The 25,861-nt window shown below is 44.4% G+C and carries 22 protein-coding genes; 13 read left to right on the forward strand and 9 right to left on the reverse strand.

The genetic code is table 11. The features are described from left to right. The first annotated feature begins 1 nt into the window (after position 1). The 3 genes from O3646_RS04600 (at position 2) to dtd (ending at position 3,859) form a co-directional block, all read left to right on the forward strand. The gene (locus O3646_RS04600) at positions 2–745 is read left to right on the forward strand and encodes a 16S rRNA (uracil(1498)-N(3))-methyltransferase (RefSeq protein ID WP_371610596.1); all 744 of its coding nucleotides are present in this window, start codon (positions 2–4) and stop codon (positions 743–745) included. A gap of 174 nt (positions 746–919) precedes the next feature. Further along, the gene (locus O3646_RS04605) at positions 920–3,139 is read left to right on the forward strand and encodes a bifunctional (p)ppGpp synthetase/guanosine-3',5'-bis(diphosphate) 3'-pyrophosphohydrolase (protein ID WP_195327199.1); all 2,220 of its coding nucleotides are present in this window, start codon (positions 920–922) and stop codon (positions 3,137–3,139) included. 276 nt (positions 3,140–3,415) lie between these two features. Further along, entirely contained in the window at positions 3,416–3,859 is a 444-nt protein-coding gene (gene dtd / locus O3646_RS04610) for a D-aminoacyl-tRNA deacylase (protein WP_150905184.1), read from the forward strand. A 21-nt stretch (positions 3,860–3,880) separates the two neighbouring features. Here the strand turns inward: dtd and O3646_RS04615 are convergent, their stop codons facing one another. After that, complete coding sequence (locus tag O3646_RS04615) at positions 3,881–4,534, reverse strand: metal-dependent transcriptional regulator (protein WP_371610597.1); 654 nt, start codon at positions 4,532–4,534, stop codon at positions 3,881–3,883. Between the two features lie 124 nt (positions 4,535–4,658). On the opposite strand from O3646_RS04615, the gene O3646_RS04620 reads away from it, so the two are divergent. Next, positions 4,659–5,684, forward strand: coding sequence for a DUF3114 domain-containing protein (locus O3646_RS04620; protein ID WP_371610598.1), 1,026 nt, complete (start codon positions 4,659–4,661; stop codon positions 5,682–5,684). A gap of 34 nt (positions 5,685–5,718) precedes the next feature. Here O3646_RS04620 and tpx read toward each other — a convergent pair whose 3' ends face one another. From tpx to O3646_RS04640, 4 genes are all read right to left on the reverse strand, one after another. Continuing rightward, positions 5,719–6,213 carry a thiol peroxidase gene (gene tpx, locus O3646_RS04625; RefSeq protein WP_195623508.1) on the reverse strand — a complete coding sequence of 165 codons (495 nt, stop codon included), beginning with the start codon at positions 6,211–6,213 and terminating at the stop codon, positions 5,719–5,721. A gap of 78 nt (positions 6,214–6,291) precedes the next feature. Continuing rightward, a complete protein-coding gene (fimA, locus tag O3646_RS04630) occupies positions 6,292–7,221 on the reverse strand; it encodes a metal ABC transporter substrate-binding lipoprotein/fibrin-binding adhesin FimA (RefSeq protein WP_371610599.1) in 930 nt (309 codons plus the stop codon). An 11-nt stretch (positions 7,222–7,232) separates the two neighbouring features. Beyond that, positions 7,233–8,075: a metal ABC transporter permease gene (locus tag O3646_RS04635; protein ID WP_324737880.1), complete on the reverse strand. Its 843-nt coding sequence runs from the start codon at positions 8,073–8,075 to the stop codon at positions 7,233–7,235. Next, a complete protein-coding gene (locus O3646_RS04640; RefSeq protein WP_371610600.1) occupies positions 8,072–8,794 on the reverse strand; it encodes a metal ABC transporter ATP-binding protein in 723 nt (240 codons plus the stop codon). The genes O3646_RS04635 and O3646_RS04640 overlap by 4 nt, the downstream gene beginning before the upstream one ends. Before the next feature lie 148 nt (positions 8,795–8,942). Here O3646_RS04640 and O3646_RS04645 point away from each other — a divergent pair, with 148 nt between their 5' ends. After that, positions 8,943–10,838 (forward strand): M13 family metallopeptidase, encoded by a 1,896-nt coding sequence (locus O3646_RS04645; RefSeq protein ID WP_223345468.1) that lies wholly within the window; start codon positions 8,943–8,945, stop codon positions 10,836–10,838. A gap of 404 nt (positions 10,839–11,242) precedes the next feature. Continuing rightward, positions 11,243–12,334 (forward strand): glycerol dehydrogenase, encoded by a 1,092-nt coding sequence (locus O3646_RS04650; protein ID WP_070674705.1) that lies wholly within the window; start codon positions 11,243–11,245, stop codon positions 12,332–12,334. Positions 12,335–12,392: 58 nt separating this feature from the next. Here the strand turns inward: O3646_RS04650 and O3646_RS04655 are convergent, their stop codons facing one another. Next, positions 12,393–13,715 (reverse strand): DUF1958 domain-containing protein, encoded by a 1,323-nt coding sequence (locus O3646_RS04655; protein ID WP_195487391.1) that lies wholly within the window; start codon positions 13,713–13,715, stop codon positions 12,393–12,395. A gap of 165 nt (positions 13,716–13,880) precedes the next feature. On the opposite strand from O3646_RS04655, the gene O3646_RS04660 reads away from it, so the two are divergent. The 3 genes from O3646_RS04660 (at position 13,881) to O3646_RS04670 (ending at position 19,346) form a co-directional block, all read left to right on the forward strand. Then, complete coding sequence (locus O3646_RS04660; RefSeq protein ID WP_349977233.1) at positions 13,881–15,857, forward strand: peptide ABC transporter substrate-binding protein; 1,977 nt, start codon at positions 13,881–13,883, stop codon at positions 15,855–15,857. Positions 15,858–15,980: 123 nt separating this feature from the next. Next, complete coding sequence (gene leuS, locus O3646_RS04665) at positions 15,981–18,482, forward strand: leucine--tRNA ligase (RefSeq protein WP_349977234.1); 2,502 nt, start codon at positions 15,981–15,983, stop codon at positions 18,480–18,482. A 192-nt stretch (positions 18,483–18,674) separates the two neighbouring features. Next, positions 18,675–19,346, forward strand: coding sequence for a DUF4352 domain-containing protein (locus O3646_RS04670; RefSeq protein WP_023919569.1), 672 nt, complete (start codon positions 18,675–18,677; stop codon positions 19,344–19,346). A gap of 76 nt (positions 19,347–19,422) precedes the next feature. Here the strand turns inward: O3646_RS04670 and O3646_RS04675 are convergent, their stop codons facing one another. From O3646_RS04675 to cbiM, 3 genes are read right to left on the reverse strand one after another with little or no spacing between them, the layout of a single operon-like run. Continuing rightward, positions 19,423–20,148 (reverse strand): energy-coupling factor ABC transporter ATP-binding protein, encoded by a 726-nt coding sequence (locus O3646_RS04675; protein ID WP_023919567.1) that lies wholly within the window; start codon positions 20,146–20,148, stop codon positions 19,423–19,425. 12 nt (positions 20,149–20,160) lie between these two features. Continuing rightward, positions 20,161–20,949 (reverse strand): energy-coupling factor transporter transmembrane component T, encoded by a 789-nt coding sequence (locus O3646_RS04680; RefSeq protein ID WP_023919566.1) that lies wholly within the window; start codon positions 20,947–20,949, stop codon positions 20,161–20,163. Continuing rightward, positions 20,942–21,925 carry a cobalt transporter CbiM gene (gene cbiM / locus O3646_RS04685; protein ID WP_371610601.1) on the reverse strand — a complete coding sequence of 328 codons (984 nt, stop codon included), beginning with the start codon at positions 21,923–21,925 and terminating at the stop codon, positions 20,942–20,944. Before cbiM ends, O3646_RS04680 begins: the two co-directional genes overlap by 8 nt. Positions 21,926–22,181: 256 nt before the next feature. Here cbiM and O3646_RS04690 point away from each other — a divergent pair, with 256 nt between their 5' ends. The 4 genes from O3646_RS04690 to O3646_RS04705 are packed head-to-tail and all read left to right on the forward strand — an operon-like array spanning position 22,182 to position 25,738. Continuing rightward, complete coding sequence (locus tag O3646_RS04690; protein ID WP_195327190.1) at positions 22,182–22,631, forward strand: MarR family winged helix-turn-helix transcriptional regulator; 450 nt, start codon at positions 22,182–22,184, stop codon at positions 22,629–22,631. An 18-nt stretch (positions 22,632–22,649) separates the two neighbouring features. Continuing rightward, on the forward strand, positions 22,650–23,504 hold the full coding sequence (locus O3646_RS04695; RefSeq protein ID WP_021154346.1) for an SDR family oxidoreductase: 855 nt from the start codon (positions 22,650–22,652) through the stop codon (positions 23,502–23,504). Further along, positions 23,497–24,225 carry an ATP-binding cassette domain-containing protein gene (locus O3646_RS04700; protein WP_371610602.1) on the forward strand — a complete coding sequence of 243 codons (729 nt, stop codon included), beginning with the start codon at positions 23,497–23,499 and terminating at the stop codon, positions 24,223–24,225. Before O3646_RS04695 ends, O3646_RS04700 begins: the two co-directional genes overlap by 8 nt. Beyond that, positions 24,218–25,738 (forward strand): ABC transporter permease/substrate-binding protein, encoded by a 1,521-nt coding sequence (locus O3646_RS04705; RefSeq protein WP_371610603.1) that lies wholly within the window; start codon positions 24,218–24,220, stop codon positions 25,736–25,738. Before O3646_RS04700 ends, O3646_RS04705 begins: the two co-directional genes overlap by 8 nt. Positions 25,739–25,861 lie beyond the last annotated feature (123 nt).

Consider the following 25,861-nt stretch of genomic DNA (forward strand, 5'->3'; position numbering starts at 1 on the left):
CATGCAGCAGTATTTTGTAAAAGGTTTGGCTAGCTCACCTGTCGCCATTGAGGACAAGGAAACCAGCAAGCACATGTTTCAGGTCATGCGCTTAAAAGAAGATGATGAGGTGACTTTAGTCTTTGATGATGGGATCAAGCGCTTGGCGCGCGTGGTCAATGTAGAAGCCCGTCAGTTGGAGCTGGTTGAGGAATTAGCTGACAATGTGGAACTGCCAGTCCAAGTGACCATCGCATCAGGCTTTCCCAAGGGAGACAAGCTGGAGTTCATCACTCAGAAAGTAACAGAACTGGGTGCTAGCCAAATCTGGGCCTTTCCTGCAGACTGGTCCGTTGCCAAGTGGGACGGCAAGAAGTTGGGTAAAAAGGTCGAAAAACTAGAAAAAATTGCCCTTGGAGCAGCCGAGCAAAGCAAGCGGAATCTTGTCCCAAGCATTACCCTTTTTGAGAAAAAGGCAGACTTTCTAGCCCAACTGGACCAGTTTGACTCTATCGTAGTGGCTTATGAAGAGTCAGCCAAAGAAGGAGAGGCAGCAGCTTTACTTCAGTCGCTGACCGGACTAGAAGCTGGAAGCAAACTGCTCTTTATCTTTGGACCAGAGGGTGGTCTCTCACCTGCTGAAATTGAAAGCTTTACAGCTAAAGGAGCAGTGTTAGCAGGACTTGGACCTCGCATCCTGCGAGCAGAAACAGCCCCACTCTACGCTCTTAGCGCAGTGAGTGTTGTTACAGAATTAATGAACTAACGAAGTGAAGGAATCGCTTCGTTAATTTTTTTACAAAAAACTTTTACGAATGATGAAAAGCAAGGTGGATCCCAGAATGATCTTCGAGAAGTATCCGTTTATTAAAGTAGCTTCATTGGTTCCCATCTGCTTCTAAAAGTGTTAAAATAGTATCCAAGAAACTGGAGAAAATACATGCCGAAAGAAGAGAATTTAACTGGGGACCAAGTCGTTGCCCTTACAAAAAAATATTTATCACCTGAAGATGTTGCTTTTGTACAAAAGGCTTTGGTCTATGCGGTTGATTGCCATAATGGGCAATTCCGTCAGTCTGGCGAGCCTTATATCGTCCACCCGATTCAAGTGGCAGGAATCCTTGCCAAGCTGAAACTGGATGCTGTGACGGTCGCCTGTGGCTTTTTGCATGATGTCGTAGAAGATACGGATGCGACTTTAGATGATTTAGAGCGCGAATTTGGTCATGATGTGCGCGTGATCGTCGATGGGGTGACCAAGCTCGGGAAGGTCAAGTACAAGTCCCACGAAGAGCAGTTGGCTGAAAATCATCGCAAGATGCTCATGGCCATGTCTCAAGATATTCGTGTCATTTTGGTCAAATTAGCAGACCGTTTGCATAATATGCGTACCCTCAAGCATTTGCGCAAAGATAAGCAAGAACGCATTTCGCGTGAGACCATGGAGATCTATGCACCACTGGCCCATCGTCTCGGGATTTCCAGCGTTAAGTGGGAACTTGAGGATTTGTCCTTCCGTTATTTGAACGAAGTCGAATTCTACAAGATCTCCCATATGATGAAGGAAAAACGTCGCGAGCGAGAAGAGTTGGTCGAAGAGGTTGTCCACAAGATCGAGACCTATGCTGGGGAACGCCATCTGCATGGGAAAATTTATGGTCGACCAAAGCATATCTATTCGATCTATCGCAAAATGCAGGATAAAAAGAAACGCTTTGATGAAATCTATGATTTGATCGCCATTCGCTGCATCCTAGATACTCCAAGTGATGTTTATGCCATGCTAGGCTACATCCATGAGCTCTGGAAGCCAATGCCGGGGCGTTTTAAGGACTATATTGCCAACCGGAAGGCCAATGGCTATCAGTCTATCCATACGACTGTATACGGCCCTAAGGGACCGATTGAATTCCAGATCCGAACCAAGGAAATGCACGAGGTTGCTGAGTATGGGGTTGCGGCTCACTGGGCCTATAAAAAAGGGATCAAGGGTCAAGTAAACAGCAAGGAATCAGCTATTGGGATGAACTGGATCAAGGAGATGATGGAGCTCCAAGACCAGTCAGGCGATGCCAAAGAATTTGTTGAAAATGTGAAAGAAGATATCTTGGCAGAAGAGATTTACGTCTTCACACCAGATGGAACCGTGCGCTCGCTTCCGAAAGATTCCGGACCGATCGATTTTGCCTATGAAATCCACACCAAGGTTGGGGAAAAAGCGATTGGTGCCAAGGTTAATGGCCGGATGGTGCCTCTTAATACCAAACTTCGGACGGGAGACCAGGTGGAGATTATCACCAATGCCAATTCCTTTGGTCCGAGCCGTGACTGGCTGACCCTTGTTAAAACTAGCAAGGCGCGCAACAAGATTCGTCAGTTCTTTAAAAATCAAGACAAGGAATTGTCGATTAACCGTGGTCGTGACCTCTTGATGGCCCAATTCCACGAGCATGACTTGGTAGCCAATAAGTTCATGGACAAAAAGCACATGGACAAAGTGCTACAAAAATCAAGCTATAAGACAGAAGAAGCCTTGTTTGCGGCGATTGGTTTTGGAGAGATTGGGGCTATTACCATCTTTAACCGCTTGACGGAGGATGAACGCCGGGAAGAAGAGCGGGCTAAGGCACGCGCAGAAGCAGAAGAGCTAGTCAAAGGTGGCGAGGTCAAGGTTGAAAATAAAAAAGACACCTTGAAGGTCCGTCACGAGGGTGGCGTGGTCATCCAAGGTGCTTCTGGACTCTTGATTCGGATTGCTAAGTGTTGTAATCCAGTTCCAGGTGATGAAATCGTCGGCTACATCACCAAAGGACGCGGTGTTGCCATTCACCGTCAGGACTGTATGAACCTCCGAGCTCAAGACAACTACGAGCAACGCTTGATCGATGTAGAATGGGAAGATAACAATACGACCAAGGACTACATTGCTCACATCGATATTTACGGTCTCAACCGTGCCGGACTTCTGAACGATGTACTCCAAGTCCTCTCCAATACAGCTAAGATGGTCTCAACCGTCAATGCCCAACCAACCAAAGATATGAAATTTGCCAATATCCACATTTCCTTTGGGATTCCGAACTTGTCTATGTTGACAACGGTTGTGGATAAGATTAAGAGTGTACCGGAGGTGTACTCTGTTAAGCGTACCAACGGCTAATCGGCTGCTCAGTTATCTTTTATTGCTTCGTTAGCTCGCCTCGCCGTACTTAAGTACTGTCTTTGTCTCGCTGCCTCGCACTAAAAGCAACTGAACAGCCTTTTCTTTTCAGATAGTATGCCTGCGTCTCACCGCCTTGTTTGATGTCGATTTTCTTTGAAGAAGGTAGGACGTGCTCAAAAGTCTTTTATTGCTTGGTTAGCTCGTCGTCTGAGGTCGATGTTCTTTCAAGGGTAGCAGTGAATGCTCAATAGATTTATAAAACAGGATAATAAAATGAAATTAGTAATTCAACGGGTCAAGAGTGCCTCGGTTTCCATTGATGGCCAAGTTTACAATGCGATCCAGCAAGGCTTGCTGCTCTTAGTGGGAGTGGGGCCTGAGGATGACCAGAAAGATTTAGATTATGCGGTCCGCAAGGTATCGCAGATGCGTATTTTCTCAGATGAGGAAGATAAGATGAATCTTTCGGTCAAAGATATTCAAGGAGAAATCTTGTCGATCTCTCAATTTACCCTCTTTGCGGAGACAAAAAAAGGCAACCGTCCTGCTTTTATAGGGGCTGCCAAGCCAGATATGGCCAGTCAGTTATATGATGCCTTTAATGATCAATTAGAAAAAGAAGTCCCAGTCAAACGAGGGATCTTTGGAGCCGATATGGCGATTGAATTGATCAATGATGGTCCGGTGACGATTTTGCTAGATACAAAAAATCCATAAGTAAGAAAACATGCAGTCGGGTTAGACTGCATGTTTTTCGATATAGAGTTGTTGGGCGATCACTTGGTTGATAGAAATTTCTTGTTCATGTATAACGAAGTGATAGAGGCCTGTGTAGTCATCGTACCGTTGAAACACGATGGTATCACCAATTTGGAGATGGATCTGGTCTAAAAATTTTAACAATTCATAGGTGTCATAGACCCTTTGCAGAATATACAGACCAGGCTCAGTCGTTTCACTGAGACGGTCTTGGTAGGCTTCGACAAGCCTTTCACCTTTCTTTGGAATTGTCCCACCATGAGGGCAGGTCTTAGGATTTCCAAGCATGTGATCCAGCCGGTCGATGAAATGTTCAGAAACGGTATGCTCGAGAACTTCTGCCTCTTCATGGACTTCTTCAGTTGTGTAGCCAAGATTTTTCAGCAGAAATACTTCGATCAAGCGGTGCTTGCGGTAGAGATCAGAGACCAATTGCGAGCCCAGATCTGTTAGTAGATAGCCATGGGTCTTATCTTTCACCAAGAGGCCCTCAGAGACCATCCGCTTAATCATCTCGGTCACAGCGGGTGGAGAGACCTGCATGCGACTGGCGATTTCCTTATTACTGATTTTTTCTACTTCTGTGCCAATTTCATAAATGCACTTGAGGTAATCTTCTTTGTTTGGTGTCATGCTTTCCTCTTTTCTTCGCTCACTTCTAGTATATCAAAAAAATCCTCAAAAACGCTAGTGGAGTAATGAGAATTGTCTCAAGCTCCAAAAGATGGTAGTATAGAAGCATAGAAAGGACGGCATCATGAACAGACGGGAATTAGCGAGACTAGGCTGGAGAGAAAATAGTTTAGCCTATCTAGAGAAGCACTTGCAGGGATACAAAGATCCACAAGCCTACCAAGAACAATACCAGTCTGTCTTTTTCTTTGCCAGTCCTCTGTTTCAAAACATGTGGTTTCAAGAGATCAAGGATCTAACGGAGACTGCTGCCCAAGACTTGCTGAGGGGCGTTATGAAAATTCTCCTTATGCCAAGTGATTTGTCTGGAACTTGTGAAGAAACAGCCTTTCTTCTGACTAGGATGGCTCCAGATTGTCCGCCAGGATCCGACTTTTGGACGGCATTTTCACGCGTCGTGCAGGTCGCCTTTGAAAGGGATCCCTTGGCGGACCAGTCGGGAGATCAGCTCTTGAAACGCCAGGTTCACCAGTTGCGTTACCTACTTTCAAGTTACCAGGCACAATGGATTCGGACGCATAATGCCAGAGCTGGACAGACTGACGAGGAGGCCTTACAAGCTTACTTACAGGAGACAAAAGGAATTAAGATTGATGCCTATGCGGCAGCCCGCCTTCATAACAAGGTCTCCCTAAGGCCTGATGGTCACCTTCATTATCCATCAGGGGCCTCCCAACAAGTCAATTTCAAGGTCTTGTTAAATTTTCATACGGAGTATATTCTCGATCAAGCTGGGCATTTCCTCAATGAAGTCGATCCAGTAGAAGTTTCTGAAAATGGCATTGTCAATGGTGCCAGTTTTAACTACGGGTTGGCTAGGGGACGGACCCATAAGGACTTAGATATTGACCCCGTCAAAGCTTGGGACCCAGCCTTTCGGAAGCAGGTCCTTTATCGTCAAGGTGTTCGCTATCTAGCCCCTAAAAATGATCGCAGTGTCGAAGGCTACTGGAGTCGAAAAGGAGTCTTTGCACAAGGAGGCAAGAGCTACAAGCAACAAGTGGCACAGCGCGTGCGGAGTTTCCTCAGAGGCATCCCTCGCTTACGCTGGCGCGTCCTCCTACAGAATGGACTTCATCGGATTTTATAGCAATGGAAAAGAGGTCGCAGACCTCTTTTTTCATTTATCCAAGCGCATTGACGGCTTCGATTGCAGCGTCGTAATTTGGTTCGCTGTTGATATTGTCTAGGTATTCAACGTAAGTAACCTTGTTATCCGCATCTAAGACCAAGACAGCGCGTGCGAGTAGGTGCCATTCATTGATCAAGAGGCCGTATGCTTTCCCGAAGGAATGGTCGTAGTAGTCTGAGAGCATGATGGCATTGTCGAGCCCTTCAGCAGCGCACCATTTACCTTGAGCAAAAGGAAGGTCGACAGAGACCGTCAAGACGACAGTGTCTTCCATATCCGATAAGGTTTGATTGAAGTGACGTGTTTGCATCGAACAGATACCTGTGTCGATGGATGGGATAATGCTGAGGACTTTTTTCTTGCCAGCAAAATCAGCTAAAGATTTCTTCTCAAGAGCTGGAGTGATCAATGAAAAATCATGGGCCATTTCCCCTACTTGAAGTTGAGATCCGGTAAAGGTCACAGGGTTTCCTAAAAATGTTGCCATAAAAAGACTCCTTTTTTCTTTTCATTGTACATCAATGAAGGAGGAAGAGCCACTGATTTGTTTAGAAATCTGAATGGTCTACTGACTCAATCCTTCTGCGATCTTGTCTAAGTTCCACTTCATCATGCTGTAATAGCTATCGCCCTTTTCTCCTTCTTTGGCGATGGAATCAGTGAAGATCTTTGCATAGATCGGGATATTGGTATCCTTAGAGACAGTTTTCATAGGGCGTTCATCGACACTGGATTCGACAAAGAGGGCCGGTACCTTGGTTTGACGCAATTTCTCTACCAGCGTTTTGATTTGTTCAGGTGTGCCTTCTTCTTCCGTATTGATTTCCCAGATATAGGCAGATGGGACACCGTAGGCTTTGGAGAAGTACTTGAAGCATCCTTCACTGGTCACGATCATCTTCTTCTCTGCCGGGATGTTATTGAATGCTTGCTTGGCTTCTTGGTCGAGCTTACTGAGTTTTTCAGTATAGGCAGCTAGATTTTTTTCGTAGAAGTCCTTGTTTTTGGGATCTTTTGCGATCAATTGTTTGGCAATGTTTTTAGCGTAGATAATCCCATTTTCAAGGTTGAGCCAAGCGTGTGGGTCTTCTTTTCCAGCTTGGTTTTGGCCTTCTAGGTAGATGACGTCGACTCCCTCGCTAACAGCGAAATAGTCCTTGTTTTCTACTTTATTGGCATTTTTGACCAACTTGGTAAACCAAGCATTGCCACCGGTTTCAAGGTTGATCCCGTTGTAGAAGATCAGGTCTGCTTGCGAAGTTTTTTTGACATCTTCTGGGAGTGGTTCGTATTCGTGGGGATCTTTGCCGACGGGAACGATACTGTGCAGTTCGATCTTATCCTCCGCAATATTTTTAGTTATATCTGCAAGGATGGAGTTGGTGGTGACCACTTTCAATTTACCAGAAGCTCCAGAAGAAGACCCCTTGCTACAGGCTAGAAGACCGAATAAGAGTGCTACAAAGAGGGCGAGGATAGAAGCGATTTTTTTCATGTGTTTCTCCTTTAATGAGACGAAAGAGCGTGCTTGTTCTTTCTCTGCTTAGGAGCGATAAAAAAGCTGATGAGAAAGAAGAGGGCAGAAGTGAGGACAATACAAGACCCAACGGCGATGTTCAAACTATAGCCAATAAAGAGTCCCAGAACGGATGCAAGAGCACCTAGGCTGGAGGACAAAAGCATCATGGACCAGAGGCTATTGGTATAGAGATAGGCTGTCGCAGCGGGTGTGATGAGCATGGCGACGATGAGAATGGTTCCGACACTTTGCATAGCAGTGACAGAAACCAAGGTCAAGAGCACCATGAGCAGGTAGTGGTAGACCTTGACCCGGACGCCCATGGATTGAGCCAGAACGGGATCAAAAGAAGTAAGAAGCAAGGGGCGAAAGAGCAGGAAAATCACCAGTAAGACTGCCACCCCAACACCGATGGTCATCCACATATCTTGGTCTTGCACAGCCAAGATATTCCCAAAGAGAATGTGGAAGAGGTCGGTGGAACTTTTAGCGACTCCAATCAGAATGACTCCTAAGGCAAGGAAAGAAGAAAAGGTAATCCCTATCGCTGTGTCGCTCTTGATGATGGAGTTACTCTTGATATAGGTGATGAGGATAGAAGCTAAAAGTCCAAAGACAATGGCGCCAATAAAGAAATTGATGCCAAGGATAAAGGACAGGGCCACCCCTGGAAGGACTGCGTGCGAGATAGCATCTCCCATGAGAGACATGCCTCGCAAAATAATGAAGCATCCGACAGCTCCAGCGACAATACCGATGGCAATGGCTGTGATCAGGGCATTCTGTAAGAAGTGGAATTGCTGTAATCCATCAATAAATTCTGTAATCATCCGACTCCACCTCCTATAAAGAGTTCATGCCCGTAGGCTGCATGCAGATTCTCCTTGGTAAAGGTTTCCTCTGTTTTCCCAAAAGCGATCAGCTTGCGATGGAGAAGGAGGACCTGGTCGAAATAAGCTGGGACCTTGCTGAGATCGTGATGGACGATCAGAATGGTCTTACCTTCTTGTTTCAAGGTCTGAAGGGTCTGCATGATAATGTCTTCGCTGACGGAGTCAATCCCTGCGAAGGGCTCATCCAAAAAGATGACCTCTGCTTCTTGGACCAAGCAGCGGGCGATTAGCACCCGTTGGAATTGCCCTCCCGAAAGCTGGCCGATCTGGCGATCTGCTAGATCAAGAAGATTGACAAGTTTCAAGGCATTTTCCACTTTTTGGAGATCTTCTTTACTTTTTCGCTTGAAGATAGAAAGATGGGGGTAGAGGCCCAGTGAGACACACTCCCGCACCGTGATGGGGAAGTGGAAATCAATAGCGGATTTCTGTTCGACGTAGGCCACCCGTTGAAGAACTTGGCTGAGGTCTTTTTGATCGAGCTGGACCCTTCCCGAATGAGGGAGAAGTCCTAGCATGGCCTTGATCAGGGTTGATTTTCCTGCTCCGTTGGGCCCAAGAATTCCTAGGATGGTTGGACCCTGGATGGTGAGGGAAAGATCCTCCAAGGCCAGTGTTTGCTGGTAGGCAACACTTAGATGTTCAATTTGAATCATGATTTTGCTCCTTTACCATTAATATACATAAATAAAAAAATTAAGTCAAGTTAATTTTTAAAATAATTTGGCTTAAATCTCTTGTAATCATTGAAAAAAGTTCCTATTTTTGATAAGGTTATTAGAAAAGAATGAAAGCGAGAAGATCATGGTACGTTTACAAGATGATTTTTATGATTACGTCAATGGGGAATGGGCTGAGACAGCTGTGATTCCTGATGACAAACCGTCAACTGGTGGTTTTATGGACTTGATCCAAGATATCGAAAACTTGATGTTGGATATCACTGGAAAATGGCAACGGGGAGAAGAACTGCCTGAAGACAGCATTCTGCAAAACTTTGTCAAATACCATAAAATGGTGGCAGATTTTGATGCGCGAGAAGCAGCTGGTGTAGCACCAGTCATGCCCTTGATCAATGAAATTAAGGCTCTGTCTTCTTTTGAAGACTATACCAGCAAGTTGGGCACCTATGAACTAGCTGGCAAACCAAATCTCATGCCATTTAGCGTGTCACCAGACTTTATGAATGCCCAAATGAATGTCTTGTGGGGAGAGTCTCTTGCTCTCATCTTGCCAGATACAACCTATTATGAAGAAGGCAACGAAAAAGGCCCAGAATTACTGGCTATCTGGCGCCAAATGATGGAAAAACTCTTACCTAAATTTGAATTCTCAGAGGAAGAAATCAAGGATATCCTGGATAAGGTCATTGCGGCGGATGCAGAATTGGCCAAATATGTCTTGTCAAATGAAGAAAGATCAGAGTACAACAAACTCTATCATCCTTATGAGTGGGCAGATTTCAAGGCCTTGGTCCCAGAATTGCCACTCGATGCCTTCTTTACTGAAGTGATCGGACAAACACCAGATAAAATCATCGTGCCAGAAGAGCGTTTCTGGAAGGAATTCGCACCAAAATACTACTCGGCAGCCAACTGGGAAACCATTCATGCCAAATTGAAACTTGGTGCAGCTTTAGATTGGACGTCTTTCTTGACGGAAGAAATCCGTGTCTTGTCTGGTGAATATGGACGGATGATCACGGGGATTCCAGAAGCACGTCCGAAAGAAAAAGCCGCTCTGGCCTTGGCAGAAGGACCTTATAGCCAAGCACTTGGACTCTGGTATGCGGGAGAAAAATTCTCACCAGAAGCAAAAGCAGACGTAGAGCATAAAGTAGCGACCATGATTGACGTCTATAAGGAGCGCTTAGAAAAAGCAGACTGGCTCGCTCCTGAAACTCGTGAAAAAGCTATTGTCAAACTCAATGTCATCACACCACATATCGGCTACCCTGAAAAATTACCAGAAACATACGCCAAAAAGATCATCGACGAAAGCAAGACCTTGGTTGAAAATGCTCAAGCCCTTTACGAAATTTCCATTGCCCATACTTGGAGCAAGTGGAACCAACCGGTTGATCGAAGCGAATGGCACATGCCAGCCCACCTGGTCAATGCCTACTATGATCCGCAACAAAACCAAATCGTCTTCCCAGCAGCGATTTTACAAGCACCTTTCTATGACCTTCACCAATCATCATCAGCCAACTACGGCGGAATCGGTGCAGTCATTGCCCATGAAATCTCCCACGCCTTTGACACCAATGGAGCATCCTTTGACGAGCATGGTAGCTTGAAAGACTGGTGGAAGCCAGAAGATTACGAAGCCTTTACCGCTCGGACTCAAAAGGTCATCGATCAGTTTGAAGGACAAGACTCTTACGGTGCCAAGATCAACGGGAAATTGACCGTTTCTGAAAACGTAGCAGACCTCGGTGGTATCGCTGCAGCCCTTGAAGCCGCTAAGAAAGAGGAAGATTTCTCAGCAGAAGAATTCTTCACCAACTTTGCTCGCATCTGGCGCATGAAAGCTCGGACAGAGTACATGCAACTCCTCGCAAGTGTCGATGTCCATGCACCAGGAAAACTCCGCACCAATGTTCAATTACCAAACTTTGACGAATTCTTTGAAACCTTTGATGTCAAAGAAGGCGACGGCATGTGGCGTGCACCAGAAGACCGTGTGATCATTTGGTAGTCTAAGATACTAAGCCCGTAAAAAAAGCGAGAAGAAAATAGGAGATTGACCATGTGGGCCAGGCCCACCAGTCAATCTCTCTTTTTCTCGACGCTTTTAGGGCGAGTTCAATTTCGCGATACTAGTTTTGTTGATCAAAGGAAGTAGTCTCGACTTCAGTTAAGCCATTGATTGATTTTCTCAATGCTTGTAAAAAAATAAAAATCCCAAAAGCCAAGTTTCAATCTACTGAAACTAGCTTTGGGGATTTTTGATAATAAGATTCATCAAATGAAAATGAAACGCTTCCAATGACTGCGTGAACAGATAAATTTAATTGATTGGAGCCTTGTATAATTCTTTGAATTTCATAGAAATAAATGCTACTATGGGTGTGAACTAAATAAATTTTAAAGGAGCAGACTATGAGAAATTTTGCAAGTCCGTCACGTTACATTCAAGGGGAAAATGCCTTGTTTGAAAATGCGCAATCTATTTCAGAATTAGGGACTCACCCTGTTTTACTATGTGATTCAGTGGTTTATGATATCGTAGGGAAACGTTTTGAAGAATACCTTGGTCAAAATGGGCTTACGGTTTTGCCAGTCTTCTTTAATGGAGAAGCTTCTGATAACGAAATCAATCGTGTGGTTAGTTTGGCAGAAGAAAATGGCTGTGATTTGGTCATTGGACTTGGTGGAGGAAAGACCATTGATAGTGCTAAAGCTATTGCTGATCTTTTAAAATCACCAGTTGTGATTGCCCCTACCATTGCCTCTACAGATGCTCCTGTTTCCGCCTTATCTGTTATCTATACAGATGAGGGTGCCTTTGAGCGCTATATTTTCTACTCTAAAAACCCAGAATTAGTCTTGGTGGATAGTAAAGTGATCTCTCAAGCACCAAAACGCTTGCTCGCTTCTGGTATCGCAGATGGTCTAGCAACTTGGGTCGAAGCGCGTGCGGTGATGCAAGCGAATGGAAAAACCATGTTGGGTCAACGACAAACCTTAGCGGGTGTCGCCATTGCACAACGTTGTGAAGAAACCTTATTTGCAGACGGTCTTCAAGCCATGGCTGCTTGTGAAGCCAAAGTTGTAACCCCTGCTCTTGAAAACATTATTGAAGCTAATACCCTTCTCAGTGGTATTGGATTTGAAAGTGGGGGATTAGCTGCTGCCCATGCCATCCATAATGGCTTTACAGCCCTTACTGGGGACATCCACCATTTAACTCACGGTGAAAAAGTAGCCTACGGAACGCTCGTTCAATTGTTCTTGGAAAACCGTCCGAAGGAAGAATTGAATAAATACATTCGTTTCTATCAACAAATCGGTATGCCAACTACTCTGAAAGAAATGCATCTTGAAACTGCAAGTTATGAAGATCTTCTCAAGGTTGGCCAACAGGCCACCATCGAAGGAGAAACCATCCATCAAATGCCATTTGAAGTGAAGGCTTCTGATATTGCCCAAGCCATCGTAGCAGTAGATGCCTACGTTCAAGGTTTGGCCTAAGATGACTTTGTCGACAAACCAAGAACTCCCATACCTTATGGTAATGGGAGTTCTTTTTCTATTTTCTTCTTTTTGGATCGGTTTGTTTAAAGATCAGGTATAAAATTCCGGCAGGCAGGAAGCAGAAGAGCCACATGACATCGAGTCCCTTGCTTTTACTGCTAGAGGTCGTTGCTTTAGACTCACTGACGGCCACCCCAGGTTTAATGCTTGGAGATACCTGTTGCAAGCCGTTCTGAACGACTAGGCGGTTATTTTCGAGTTTTAGCGCTGGCTTCGTCCCCTTCTTAACAGTCGCATAGAAGTCTTGCTTCAAGTGAATGGTCTTCCCGTCGATGGTATGCTCACCTGCAGAGAGGACTTTTTTATACTGGTAGTCTGCGAACATTTTCTCAGCCAAGGTATTCCCGATTTGATTGCGGTAACTTTCGGCGATCTCGACATCGTAGTTTCCAACCCCCAAAATGACTTCGATAATCCGCTGTTTACCCCGCTTGGTTGTCGCGGTGTAGTTGTAGTCAGCAGTCGGGCTGGATCCAGTTTTGAGTCCATCTGTTCCTTTAAGGGCGAATTTTCCACCTTCGAGGGAAGTATTGTAGTTATCGTAGCTTTGCTCGTAGGGTGTTCCTTCCATGATCGTAGTGTGAGCTTGCTTGGTGTATTCCAACATTTCTGGCAGGTCGTTTACGATGTGATAAGCCAGAATAGACATGTCCCGCGCTGTGATTTCGTTATTCGCATTGACATCGTAGCGCTGAGGATTGTAGTAGCCCTGAAGGACTGAAATCATTGCCCCATTTGGATTGTGCCATTTGGTATGGCTCATCCCCATTTCTTGTGCGTACTGATTCATTAAGTCCAAAAACTTATCGGGATCATTGTCAGTGACGGCGTTGGCGAGCATAATCACGGCCGCACTGGAAGATGGAACAAAGAGCATCTTGATCAATTCAGATACTTTGTAGTCAACACCAGCTACAATAGGTGAGTTACTTAAAAGATTGTTTTCCGAGATGGCTTGGTCTGCCTCTGTTGCTGTGACCACGGTATCGTACTTGATCTTGCCTTCCTTGAGGGCCCGAAAGACCACATAGGCACTCATGAGCTTGGCCATGCTTCCTGAGTCCCGGACCGTGTCGATATTGTCTCCGTACAATATAGCTCCAGTATTGGCGTCGATGACGATGTCAGCCTTAGGCTTGTAAAAATCGTCCAATACCAGTCCAGCATCAGCTGCGATTTTCATGACATCTTCTTGCTGGTAGATGTCGTCCGCAAAGGCAGTGGAAATAGGGCCTAATGTCAAGACTCCTACAAGGAGGGACAAGAGGCTGTGTTTTAGTCGTTTGTGTAAATGTCTCCCATAATTCATAGATTCCATTATATCATACAGGCCAGGGATTCAACTTGAAAAAATTCTAGAAAAAGTAGAAATTGAAAAAATAAAGAAAAAATAGAATAATTTCGCAGTAAAAGCGTTTACATTTCCCTAGAAAGTGCTATAATTTAAATTGAGTATAACATTTTTTACAATGAGGTGATTTATATGAACAAAGGGAAGGTACTCTTAGCTACCAGCGCTCTGCTTTTATCAGCTGGTGTACTGGCAGCCTGCTCAGGAGGAAAATCTGGAAGTTCCGGCGGACAGACTTTTAGCTATGTCTATACCCAGGATCCGGATACTCTCGACTATTCGATTTCTAATAAAAAATCGACTTCCGAGTTTACAGGAAATGCGATAGATGGCTTGTTGGAAGTGGACAAGTACGGGAATTTGATCCCATCGCTTGCTAAAGACTGGACTGTTTCCAAGGATGGCTTGACCTATACTTATAAACTCCGTAAAGGGGTCAAATGGATGACTTCTGAAGGGGAAGAATACGGAGAAGTCAAGGCCAAAGACTTTGTCACAGGTCTCAAGCACGCAGCAGACAAGAAATCACAAGCGATTTACTTGGTCCAAAAATCTGTCAAAGGTTTGGATGATTATGTTTCAGGGAAGACATCTGATTTCTCAACTGTTGGTGTGAAAGCTATTGACGATTACACCGTTCAATATACCTTGAGCCAACCAGAAAGTTTCTGGAATTCCAAGACTACGATGGGGATCTTGATGCCGGTCAATGAAGAATTCCTGAAATCTAAAGGAGATGACTATGGTCAAGGAACTTCTCCATCTAGTATCCTCTACTGCGGTCCTTATTTGATCAAATCTATCACTTCTAAATCTTCTGCGATATTGGAAAAGAACCCAACATACTGGGATGCGGATAATGTTAAGATCAGTAAAGTCAAGCTGACCTATTATGATGGACAAGACTCAGAATCCTTGATTCGTGGGTTTGATAACGGCGACTATACAGTTGCCCGTGTTTTCCCAAATGGTTCTAACTATAAGAGTGTAGAGAAGAAGCATAAGGACGACATTGTCTATACTGACCAAGGTTCCTCTACCTACAATCTTTCCTTCAACATTGACCGTCAGGCTTATGAAATCACAAAGAAGACTACTGATGCTCAAAAGACTTCAACTAAGAAAGCAATCTTAAATAAAGACTTCCGTCAAGCCATTATGTTTGCCTTCAACCGCAAGGCTTATGTAGCGCAAACTAACGGGGAAGCGGGTGCCAATAAGGTGATCCGTAATACCTTTACGCCACCAAACTTTGTCCAAATCAATGGCCAACAATTTGGTGATGCAGTAGAAAAAGACTTGGAAGCTTATGGGGATGAATGGAAAGGGGTCTCTGTCGCAGATGGAAAAGACACCCTCTACAATCCAACCAAGGCCAAAGAAGAGTTTGCCAAAGCCAAGGCAGATTTGCAGGCTCAAGGAGTTGAATTCCCAATTCATTTGGACCTTCCAACTTCTTCAACTTATACAGAAGGGATCAAACAAGCTCAATCCTTTAAACAGTCAGTTGAATCTACACTAGGAGCAGAAAATATTGTCATCGACCTGAATATGGTTTCTGAGGATGATCTGCAACGGGTGACTTACTTTGCTGAAAATGCTTCGCAACAAGACTGGGATTTGAACAATAACTTGGGTTGGGGACCAGACTATACGGACCCATCTTCTTACATCGATATCACTAGTGGTAAATCCGGCGAAAACGCCAATTCTTACTTTGGATTCGATGCTGGTACGGATAATGCAGCCGCAAAAGCAGCTGGTTTTGATGAATATGATCAATTGATCGAAGATGCGCACAATGAAACCAAAGATGTGAACAAGCGTTACGAAAAATACGCTGCCGCTCAAGCTTGGTTGACCGATAGTGCCCTCTTGATTCCGATCCATTCAGATGGAGCTTCTCCAGTCGTTCGTAAGACTGTACCATACTCTGCAGCCTTTGCTTGGACAGGCCACAAGGGTCAAACCTTCAACTATAAATATTTGGAAGTTCAAGACAAGGTTGTATCGGCTAAAGACTACGACAAAGCGCGTGATCAATGGAAGAAAGAAAAAGAAAAATCCAATAAAAAAGCGCAAGAAGAACTTGAAAAGCATGTGAAATAGACTTTTCTTGAAGAAAACAGGAAAGACAGGTCCCGTATGGGACCTGTCTTTTTCTTTGTCTGAACCTTTAAAAATCGCCTAAAAATGGTATAATAGGAGCATCACGAAAATTGGAGAGACGCTATGAGTTTTTACAATCATAAAGAAATCGAGCCTAAGTGGCAAAAATACTGGGCTGACCATCACACCTTTAAGACAGGAACAGATGCTTCAAAACCTAAGTTTTATGCATTGGACATGTTCCCTTACCCATCTGGAGCGGGTCTGCACGTAGGACATCCAGAAGGCTATACAGCGACCGATATCCTCAGCCGTTTCAAACGTGCCCAAGGCTACAACGTTCTTCACCCAATGGGATGGGATGCCTTTGGTTTGCCTGCAGAGCAATATGCTATGGATACAGGGAATGACCCAGCGGAATTCACAGCAGAAAACATTGCTAACTTCAAACGCCAAATCAATGTGCTTGGCTTCTCTTACGACTGGGATCGTGAAGTCAATACGACAGATCCGAACTACTACAAGTGGACGCAATGGATTTTCACCAAGCTTTACGAAAAAGGCTTAGCTTATGAAGCGGAAGTACCAGTAAACTGGGTGGAAGAATTGGGTACAGCTATCGCCAACGAAGAAGTTCTTCCAGATGGAACATCTGAGCGTGGGGGCTATCCAGTTGTCCGCAAACCAATGCGCCAATGGATGCTCAAAATCACTGCCTATGCGGAACGTTTGTTGGCGGACTTGGATGACCTGGACTGGCCAGAGTCTATCAAGGACATGCAACGCAACTGGATCGGGAAATCAACTGGTGCCAATGTCACTTTTAAAGTAAAAGGGACTGACAAGGAATTCACCGTCTTTACGACTCGTCCAGATACTCTTTTCGGTGCGACCTTCACTGTTTTGGCGCCTGAACATGAACTAGTAGATGCCATCACGACATCTGAACAAGCTGAGGCTGTAGCGGACTACAAACACCAAGCTAGCCTTAAATCAGACTTGGCTCGTACAGACCTTGCCAAGGAAAAAACAGGGGTTTGGACTGGTGCTTATGCTATCAACCCTGTCAATGGTAAAGAAATTCCAATCTGGATTGCCGACTATGTTCTTGCTAGCTACGGAACAGGTGCTGTTATGGCCGTACCTGCCCACGATGAGCGTGACTGGGAATTTGCTAAACAGTTTGGTCTTCCAATCGTAGAAGTCTTGGAAGGTGGCAATGTTGAAGAGGCTGCTTACACAGAAGATGGCCTTCACGTCAACTCTGATTTCTTGAACGGTCTCAACAAAGAAGAAGCGATTGCTAAAATTGTGGCTTGGCTAGAAGAAAAAGGCTTTGGTCAAGAAAAGGTGACCTACCGTCTCCGCGACTGGCTCTTTAGCCGTCAACGTTACTGGGGTGAACCAATCCCAATCATTCATTGGGAAGATGGGACTTCGACAGCTGTTCCAGAAAGTGAACTCCCACTTGTCTTGCCAGTAACTAAGGACATCCGCCCTTCAGGTACTGGGGAAAGCCCATTGGCTAACTTGACAGACTGGCTGGAAGTGACTCGTGAGGATGGTGTCAAAGGTCGTCGTGAGACGAATACGATGCCACAATGGGCCGGTTCAAGCTGGTACTACCTTCGCTATATCGATCCACACAACACTGAGAAATTGGCTGACGAGGACCTTCTCAAACAATGGTTGCCAGTCGATATCTACGTAGGTGGTGCAGAACACGCTGTGCTTCACTTGCTCTACGCTCGTTTCTGGCATAAATTCCTCTATGACCTTGGTGTTGTACCGACTAAGGAGCCATTCCAAAAACTCTTTAACCAAGGAATGATCTTGGGAACCAGCTACCGTGACCACCGTGGCGCTCTTGTGGCAACTGACAAGGTTGAAAAACGTGACGGTTCCTTCTTCCATGTGGAAACAGGAGAAGAGTTGGAGCAAGCACCAGCTAAGATGTCGAAATCCCTCAAGAATGTGGTCAACCCAGACGATGTGGTGGAACAATACGGTGCCGATACCCTTCGTGTCTATGAAATGTTCATGGGACCACTCGATGCTTCTATCGCTTGGTCTGAAGAAGGTCTGGAAGGAAGCCGTAAATTCCTTGACCGTGTTTACCGTTTGATTACAAGTAAAGAAATTGTTGCGGATAACAATGGTGCTCTTGACAAGGTCTATAACGAAACTGTTAAGGCTGTCACTGAGCAAATCGAGTCGATGAAATTCAACACAGCCATTGCCCAACTCATGGTCTTTGTCAATGCGGCGAATAAGGAAGACAAACTCTATGTGGATTATGCCAAAGGCTTTATCCAATTGATCGCCCCATTTGCGCCTCACTTGGCAGAAGAACTCTGGCAAACAGTCGCAGCAACCGGTGAGTCTATCTCTTATGTGGCTTGGCCAACATGGGACGAAAGCAAATTGATTGAAGATGAAATTGAAATTGTCGTTCAAATCAAAGGAAAAGTCCGTGCTAAACTCATGGTCGCAAAAGACCTGTCACGCGAAGAATTGCAAGAAGTCGCTCTGGCTGGCGAAAAAGTCAAAGCAGAGATTGATGGCAAAGAAATCGTGAAGGTGATTAGTGTCCCTAATAAGCTTGTTAATATTGTTGTGAAATAAAAAATGAATCCTCCAGAGCTAAATTCTGGGGGATTTTTGAATTCATTTAGAGAATGAACAAAATAATTTACATAATTTCATAGAGATAAATCACTATTTAAAGAAATTTTTAGTTTTATCCCTCAAAATGCTTTTTTTTTTGAGCAAATACATTATAATTATATCAAAGAAAAAGTTTAAAGGAGATTTCTTATGTCTAAGAAAATCAAGGATGAAAACGGGAACGTTTATGTGAAAAAAACACCTTTCTACAAGAAATGGTGGTTTATTTTGCTTGTAGTGTTAATTGCTTATGGTGCTGTAACGAAGGGTGGAGGTTCAATAACTTCAAAAAATTCAACAGGTAACTCAACGACAACACAAACGACCAGTTCCACTGAGCAAGCAACTAATGATAAAAATGGGAAAACAGCAGTATCTGAAGAGAGTAAGTCTGCCGAGAAGAAATCTGTAGCACAAGCGATTCCCAAAATTGGTGAAGTTACTAAAGTGGGGGATGTTGAATATATTGTAAATTCTAAGTCTATTTCTCAAAATGTTGGAGGAGAGTACGGAAAGACAGCAAATGGTAGCTACTTGATTTTGAATGTAACAGTAAAAAATTCAGGAAAGAAATCAATTACTGTTACGAACGATTTCTTTAAACTGCTAAAAGGTGATACGGAGTATGAAACCGATAGTGTAGCTGGTATGTATGCTAATGAGGAAGGAAAATTCTTTCTTTCAGAGTTAAATCCGGAAAACAGCATCACTGGTAATGTGGTTTTCGACCTTAATGCGGAAACTGCTAATGCATCCGGACTTGTATTACAAGTACAAACCGGTGTTTGGGGAACACAAAAAGGAAAAATAAACTTGGATTGATAAGTTGTTTATGTATAGATATTACGCTTGTCTCTCTCATCAAAAAAACTTCGGTAAAAAAATTTACCGAGGCTTTTTAACATGTAGTGAAGGATTGTTGAATGGCCGGGTCATTTTCCCAATCGGCTCGATCGTAGCTGCCTGTGATGGTGTGTTCTTCAGAAAAGAGGAGGACCCGTTCGACAATCGGTGCGATTTGTTCGAAATGGTGGGAGGAAATCACAATTGTTTTTCCAGCTGTTTTTAGTTCTTGCAGCAAGGTGACAATCAGCTTCTGGTATTTTGGCGAGAGGCCGTTAAAAGGCTCGTCAAATAGCAAGAGACTAGGATTCATGGTGAGGACACTGGCGATAGCGACTAGCTTCTTTTCGCCACCAGAAAGATGGTAGGGAATGCGATCTCTCAGGTGTTCAATCTCTAAAAGACCGAGCGTATCCTTGACTCGTTGTTGGACTTCGGTTTCGGCTAAACCTAATTGGCGTGGCCCAAAAGCCAGTTCATCATAGACACTTGTATTGAACAATTGGGTATCGCTGTTCTGAAAAATGAGTCCAACCTGCTGGAAGAGTTGCCCAGCACGATGGGGATCTTTCAAGAAGTCTTGGTCAATGGTCCAGTCCTTGAAGTGGTACTGACCAGAAGAGAGGGGCAAGAGTCCAACCAGAATTTTAAAAAGGGTAGATTTTCCCGCTCCGTTTGGACCCATCAGGCCAACGGTTTCCCCCTTTTGGATCTGGAGTTGAATATCATGGATTCCAGTCTCCTCGGTGTAGTGGTAATTTCCATCTTGAATGCGAATCATATACTTTCCTTTCTAGCCAAGTAAGATCGTGAAGGTCGTGAGAACTGCCAATTCCAATAGGAAAAAGACGTCTTCCTTCTTCCAGTGGAAGGCTTCTTTGCGCTTTGTATCCATGCCGTAGCCTCGAAGAATCATCGCTTCGTACACTTCTTTTGTATGGTTTTTTGTGGATAGGTACAAGAGACCAAGGAGGGAGCCAAAGAGATTGAGATTCACCTTTTGCCCAACTGTTCTCAGCTGGACGCATTCGATCTGTTGTTGCAAGTGTTTCCCTAAGATATAGCCATATTTGAGTGTGATATCAATGGTTTGCACAAAGGTTTTTGGAACACGTAACTGACGAAGGGCCTCGACCAGTTGCACACTTGTCGTTGTGGCTAGAAAGAGGGAAATATTGAGGACAATCATCCCTGCACGTAGCAAAAAGAGCCCTCCATTTTGAAATCCTTGAAATAAGATGCTAGGCAATATCACAATTGTGGAAATCAGCAGCACCTTGAACAGGACCTTAAAGAGGTGGAGTAGGACCTCTCCAGGAAGCATGGCAATGTGCATTAACAAAAGGATACCAATCAACCACAGTTGGATGGGATGGTGGGCAGTCGTAATGAGAATGGCTAGAATTAAAAAGGAAACGAGTCGCATCCAAGACGAAGTTTTGGCCTTGAATGCGGGCGTCGTTTGTTTCATTTTGCCAAGAAAGTGGCGCAATGTTTGAAGATTCATTTGTAAATAGTGATGGCTTTTGGATGCTTCAAGAGTTGCTTGCTCTTGATGAAGCCAGTCAGGGAGTTTACGCATGAGAAGTTTTTTCTCCGTTCATTGATCGAATGATTTTACTGATGATATAGAAGATAAGGACGGCTGTCACGGCTGAGAGAATATAGCCGATCGCAATTTTAGTTCCAGGAATGGTGTAATCACTAAACAAGGCATCAAATGAGAATCCATTTTTGATCCCTGTTGGAACTTTGCCATGAAGCAGGCTACCCAATTCTTCAGCAGACCATTCACCAAAGGCTGTCCCATCTGCGAGAAGTCCAAGTGGGCTGAGGACGATCAAAGCAAGGAGCACCCAGCGAATTTTTTTAACGAATGAAGTTGTATTGACTGAACTTGGTGTGTACAACTCTGTAGGAGCGACTTGTTTGACAAAACGGTAAATCACAAAGGTGAAGAAGGCTTCGACCCAACCTGCGACAAGGAGGTGAGCACCCAACATAGCAGGCACCGTGATACTCAATCCATAAGGATTATAGAGTGGCTGACCAGCTTCTGACGCGATGAGTGGTTGCAAGCCCAATTCAACACCAGCTAAGAAGGCTGCAGCATTGATCGAAAGATAAGAGCCGACAATGACGCCAAGCGTTTCCTGATGGTGCTTGCGGAACAAGCTATAAATAGCATAACCAACGAAAGGCATCACAATGGCCATGTTGAAAATATTGGCCCCAAGAGCGAGAATACCTCCATCCCCAAATAAGAAGGCCTGTAGCAGTAAGGCGACTGTCAGCGCCAGAGAGGCTGCATAGGGACCTATGAGAATGGCAAGAAGGGTTCCTCCGACAGCGTGAGCGGTCGTTCCGCCAGGGACAGGAACATTAAACATCATCAATAAGAAGGACAAAGAAGCAGCAATCCCAAGCATCGGCGCTAGCTCTTTATTTTCTTTTAATTGGACCTTGACTTTTTTGATGGACAAGACAATAACAGGCGCAGCAGCAACCGCTAAAACTGCACAACTTGCAGGACTAAGGTAATTATCTGGTATATGCATAACAAATTCTCCATTAGTATGATTTAATTTCGTTAACAGATTACCACATTATAAAATCAGGTGTCGTTGCAAAACGAGTCCAACATTTGTTACACTTGCTAGAAAGAGGGAGAAGAAACTAGTTTGAAGGGCTAGAAAGGCTTTTTAAGGTGAATTTAGATAAAATTATTGGTTCCATATCGAAATAGTTGACAGATGTAACGAGCAGTGATACAATGACTGTGATGTTTCGATATCGAAATAAAAAGGAGACAAAATGGACAAGATGCAAGGGGGCCACCAAGCTTTACAGATACGCTTGTTAAATGGGCGTATCTTTCAAAAACTGCTGAGCAAGGAACCAGATGCCCTATACCGAAGTGAACAAGGGAAAATTTTAACGATTTTGTGGAAGCAAGAGTTGGAGTGCGCTACTGCGACAGATATCGCTCTTGCGACGGGTCTAGCCAATAATACATTGACCAGTATGGTTAAGAAATTGGAAGAACAAGGCTTGGTTACGATTCAACCTTGCACACAGGATAAAAGGAAAAAATATATTTCTTTGACAGACCTCGGTTGGGCGCAAAAAGAAATCGGTGACCGCGTTAGTAAAGAGTTGGGTGAGATTTTCTACCAAGGATTTTCGGATCAAGAAATTCAAGAATTTGAAGCCTATCAAGAGCGGATTATCACAAATCTAAAAGCTAAAGAAAATGACATCTAGGGAAAGGAGGCAACAGTTATGATTGGAATAGCAGGTGTAACAGGGAAATTAGGCTCTTATGTGGCTGATCTTGTCGATCAGCAAGGAATTGCTTCTATCCATCTGGCAAGAAGCCCAGAGCGGGCAACAGTCTACGCGTCAGCGGAAATTCGTAAGATGGTGTATGCCAATACTCCAGAGGTGGTTGAGGCCTTAAAGGGTATCGATGTCTTATTGATGGTCTCTGCTCGGGAAAATCCAGAGCGTGTTGAGGAACACACGAGTTTTTTAAATGCCGCAAAGCTAGCGGGGGTGCAGCATATCGTCTATACCTCCTTTTACGGAGCAGATGAAAAAGCAACCTTTACCTTGTCTCGAGATCATGCCCAGACGGAAGCCTATATCAAGGAGTTAGGATTCACCTATACATTTTTGAGAGATAATTTTTACTTGGACTTCTTGATAGATATTGCTCTTGAAAATGGAGAGATTCGTGGTCCAGCAGGAAGTGGGAAGGTTTCAGCAGTTGCCCGTAAGGACACATCTAGTGTTGCAGCAGAGATTCTTTTACATGCTAAGAAATGGGAAAATCAAACCTTGAATCTAACAGGACCAGAGGAACTTTCCATGGAAGAGATCGTAGCGCTTCTCTCAGAAGAGACCGGTAAGACCATCGCGTATGTGGATGAATCAGTAGAAGAAGCCTATGAGTCACGGAAAAAATGGCCAGCACAAACTTGGGAGTATGATGCCTGGGTCAGTACCTATACAGCGATTAAAGCTGGAGAACAAGCTGGAGTTTCAGCAGATGTCGAAAAAGTCCTAGGGCATCCAGCAAGTAGCTTATTGGATATTCTTAGAGACAGAAAACTTATTGAGGAAAAATATGATTGAATACAAACATGTAGCCTTGCGCTACACGGATAAAAACATTTTAAAAGATGTCAATCTCCGCATTGAAAATGGAGAATTTATGGTTCTTGTGGGACCTTCAGGATCTGGAAAGACTACCATGATCAAGATGGTGAACCGTCTTTTGGAACCGACAGATGGCAATATCTATATGGATGGGAAACGCATCAAAGACTATGACGAACGGGAGTTACGTCTCAGTACCGGCTATGTCCTTCAAGCCATTGCCCTATTTCCAAACTTGACCGTTGCGGAAAATATTGCTCTCATTCCTGAGATGAAGGGCTGGAGCAAGGAGCAAATCGCTTCGAAAACAGAAGAACTCTTGGCCAAGGTGGGGCTTCCTGCTGCAGAGTATGCAAATCGCATGCCTAGTGAATTATCTGGTGGGGAGCAACAGCGGATTGGTATTGTGCGCGCTATCATTGGAGAACCAAAAATTCTATTGATGGACGAACCTTTTTCAGCCTTGGATGCCATCTCTCGCAAGCAGTTGCAGGCTCTTACTAAAGACTTGCACAAAGAATTCGGTATGACGACTATCTTCGTAACACATGATACGGATGAGGCCTCAAAATTAGGGGATCGAATTGCAGTTCTGCAGGATGGAGAAATTCGTCAGGTGGCAGACCCTGAAACAATTTTACAAGCGCCTGCGACAGACTTTGTCGCAGATTTGTTTGGAGGTGCTCACCATGTCTAAACTACTTACAACTTTTCAAGAACGTTTTGGGGACTGGGTCACTGCACTGGGGCAACATTTGCAACTGTCATTACTGACCTTGCTTCTTGCGATTTTTCTGGCTGTTCCATTAGCTATTTATTTGAGTATCCACAAAAGAACAAGCAACTGGGTTTTACAGATAGCTGGGATCTTCCAGACCATTCCTTCCATGGCTCTTTTGGGCCTCTTCATTCCTATTATGGGAATTGGGACGCTTCCGGCCTTAACAGCTCTTGTCATCTATGCCATTTTCCCGATCCTTCAAAATACCATTACCGGTTTACAAGGGATTGATCCAAGCCTTGAAGAAGCAGGAATCGCCTTTGGGATGACCAAGTGGGAGCGACTCAAGAAGTTCGAGATTCCCTTGGCCATGCCCGTCATTATGTCTGGGATTCGCACGGCAGCCGTGATGATTATTGGGACAGCTACCCTAGCTGCCTTGATTGGAGCAGGGGGACTTGGTTCCTTTATCCTCCTAGGGATTGACCGCAATAATGCCAGTCTGATTTTGATCGGTGCCCTATCTTCTGCCTTCTTAGCTATCGCATTTAACCTTCTTCTCAAATGGATGGAAAAGGCCAAATTGCGGACCATCTTTGCGGCTTTTGCTGTGATGGTTATTGGATTAGGAGCTTCTTATACACCAAGTCTTCTTCCAAAACCGAAGAAAGAAAATCTGGTCATCGCTGGAAAGTTAGGACCAGAACCTGAAATTCTCGCCAATATGTATAAGATCTTGATCGAGAAAAATACAGATATGACAGTGACCGTCAAACCGAATTTTGGCAAGACCACCTTCCTCTATGAAGCCCTGAAAAAAGGGGATATCACTATCTATCCAGAGTTTACAGGTACGGTGACCGAAAGTCTCCTCAAGCCAGCACCACAAGTCAGTCATGATCCAGAAACGGTCTATCAAGCTGCCCGAGATGGGATCAAGCAACAAGACGACCTAGCCTTGCTCAAACCCATGGCTTATCAAAACACCTACGCTGTCGCAGTGCCTAGGAAGATTGCCCAGGAGTATGGCCTTAAGACCATTTCAGATTTGAAAAAGGTGGAAGGGCAACTCAAGGCAGGCTTTACCTTGGAGTTTAACGACCGAGAAGACGGAAACAAGGGCCTGCAGAAGGTCTATGGTCTTCATCTACAAGTCTCCACCATGGAACCAGCCCTTCGCTACCAAGCTATCCAGTCTGGCGATATCCAGATAACAGATGCCTACTCAACAGATGCCGAGCTGGCTCGCTATGACCTGGTGGTCCTTGAAGATGACAAACAACTCTTCCCACCTTACCAAGGAGCACCCCTCATGAAAGAAGCTCTTCTTAAGAAACACCCTGAATTGGAAGCTGTTCTCAATCAGTTAGCTGGTAAAATCACAGCAGAGCAAATGAGCCAGATGAACTACCAAGTCGGAGTAGAAGGCAAGTCTGCTGCTCAAGTGGCGCGTGACTTTTTGGTAAAAGAAGGGTTTATTAAAAATTAACAAACCATTCTCAAGTCTTTGCACTTGAGGATTTTTTGATAGAAAGCAATTTTAACCCCTTTCAGCAAGCTTTTGTTATAGAGGGAGAGACCTTCTCTTCAAAAACTCTCCATTGAGTCTAGC

The sequence above is a fragment of the Streptococcus sp. 27098_8_148 genome, assembly GCF_041432105.1.
GTDB classification, from domain to species: Bacteria; Bacillota; Bacilli; order Lactobacillales; family Streptococcaceae; genus Streptococcus; species Streptococcus parasanguinis_AE.

Bases quoted from the DNA above. Each gene is read 5' to 3' on its own strand.
- O3646_RS04600 (WP_371610596.1), top strand. From the start codon at position 2: ATGCAGCAGTATTTTGTAAAAGGTTTGGCTAGCTCACCTGTCGCCATT.
- O3646_RS04605 (WP_195327199.1), top strand. From the start codon at position 920: ATGCCGAAAGAAGAGAATTTAACTGGGGACCAAGTCGTTGCCCTTACA.
- dtd (WP_150905184.1), top strand. From the start codon at position 3,416: ATGAAATTAGTAATTCAACGGGTCAAGAGTGCCTCGGTTTCCATTGAT.
- O3646_RS04615 (WP_371610597.1), bottom strand. From the start codon at position 4,534: ATGACACCAAACAAAGAAGATTACCTCAAGTGCATTTATGAAATTGGC.
- O3646_RS04620 (WP_371610598.1), top strand. From the start codon at position 4,659: ATGAACAGACGGGAATTAGCGAGACTAGGCTGGAGAGAAAATAGTTTA.
- tpx (WP_195623508.1), bottom strand. From the start codon at position 6,213: ATGGCAACATTTTTAGGAAACCCTGTGACCTTTACCGGATCTCAACTT.
- fimA (WP_371610599.1), bottom strand. From the start codon at position 7,221: ATGAAAAAAATCGCTTCTATCCTCGCCCTCTTTGTAGCACTCTTATTC.
- O3646_RS04635 (WP_324737880.1), bottom strand. From the start codon at position 8,075: ATGATTACAGAATTTATTGATGGATTACAGCAATTCCACTTCTTACAG.
- O3646_RS04640 (WP_371610600.1), bottom strand. From the start codon at position 8,794: ATGATTCAAATTGAACATCTAAGTGTTGCCTACCAGCAAACACTGGCC.
- O3646_RS04645 (WP_223345468.1), top strand. From the start codon at position 8,943: ATGGTACGTTTACAAGATGATTTTTATGATTACGTCAATGGGGAATGG.
- O3646_RS04650 (WP_070674705.1), top strand. From the start codon at position 11,243: ATGAGAAATTTTGCAAGTCCGTCACGTTACATTCAAGGGGAAAATGCC.
- O3646_RS04655 (WP_195487391.1), bottom strand. From the start codon at position 13,715: ATGGAATCTATGAATTATGGGAGACATTTACACAAACGACTAAAACAC.
- O3646_RS04660 (WP_349977233.1), top strand. From the start codon at position 13,881: ATGAACAAAGGGAAGGTACTCTTAGCTACCAGCGCTCTGCTTTTATCA.
- leuS (WP_349977234.1), top strand. From the start codon at position 15,981: ATGAGTTTTTACAATCATAAAGAAATCGAGCCTAAGTGGCAAAAATAC.
- O3646_RS04670 (WP_023919569.1), top strand. From the start codon at position 18,675: ATGTCTAAGAAAATCAAGGATGAAAACGGGAACGTTTATGTGAAAAAA.
- O3646_RS04675 (WP_023919567.1), bottom strand. From the start codon at position 20,148: ATGATTCGCATTCAAGATGGAAATTACCACTACACCGAGGAGACTGGA.
- O3646_RS04680 (WP_023919566.1), bottom strand. From the start codon at position 20,949: ATGCGTAAACTCCCTGACTGGCTTCATCAAGAGCAAGCAACTCTTGAA.
- cbiM (WP_371610601.1), bottom strand. From the start codon at position 21,925: ATGCATATACCAGATAATTACCTTAGTCCTGCAAGTTGTGCAGTTTTA.
- O3646_RS04690 (WP_195327190.1), top strand. From the start codon at position 22,182: ATGGACAAGATGCAAGGGGGCCACCAAGCTTTACAGATACGCTTGTTA.
- O3646_RS04695 (WP_021154346.1), top strand. From the start codon at position 22,650: ATGATTGGAATAGCAGGTGTAACAGGGAAATTAGGCTCTTATGTGGCT.
- O3646_RS04700 (WP_371610602.1), top strand. From the start codon at position 23,497: ATGATTGAATACAAACATGTAGCCTTGCGCTACACGGATAAAAACATT.
- O3646_RS04705 (WP_371610603.1), top strand. From the start codon at position 24,218: ATGTCTAAACTACTTACAACTTTTCAAGAACGTTTTGGGGACTGGGTC.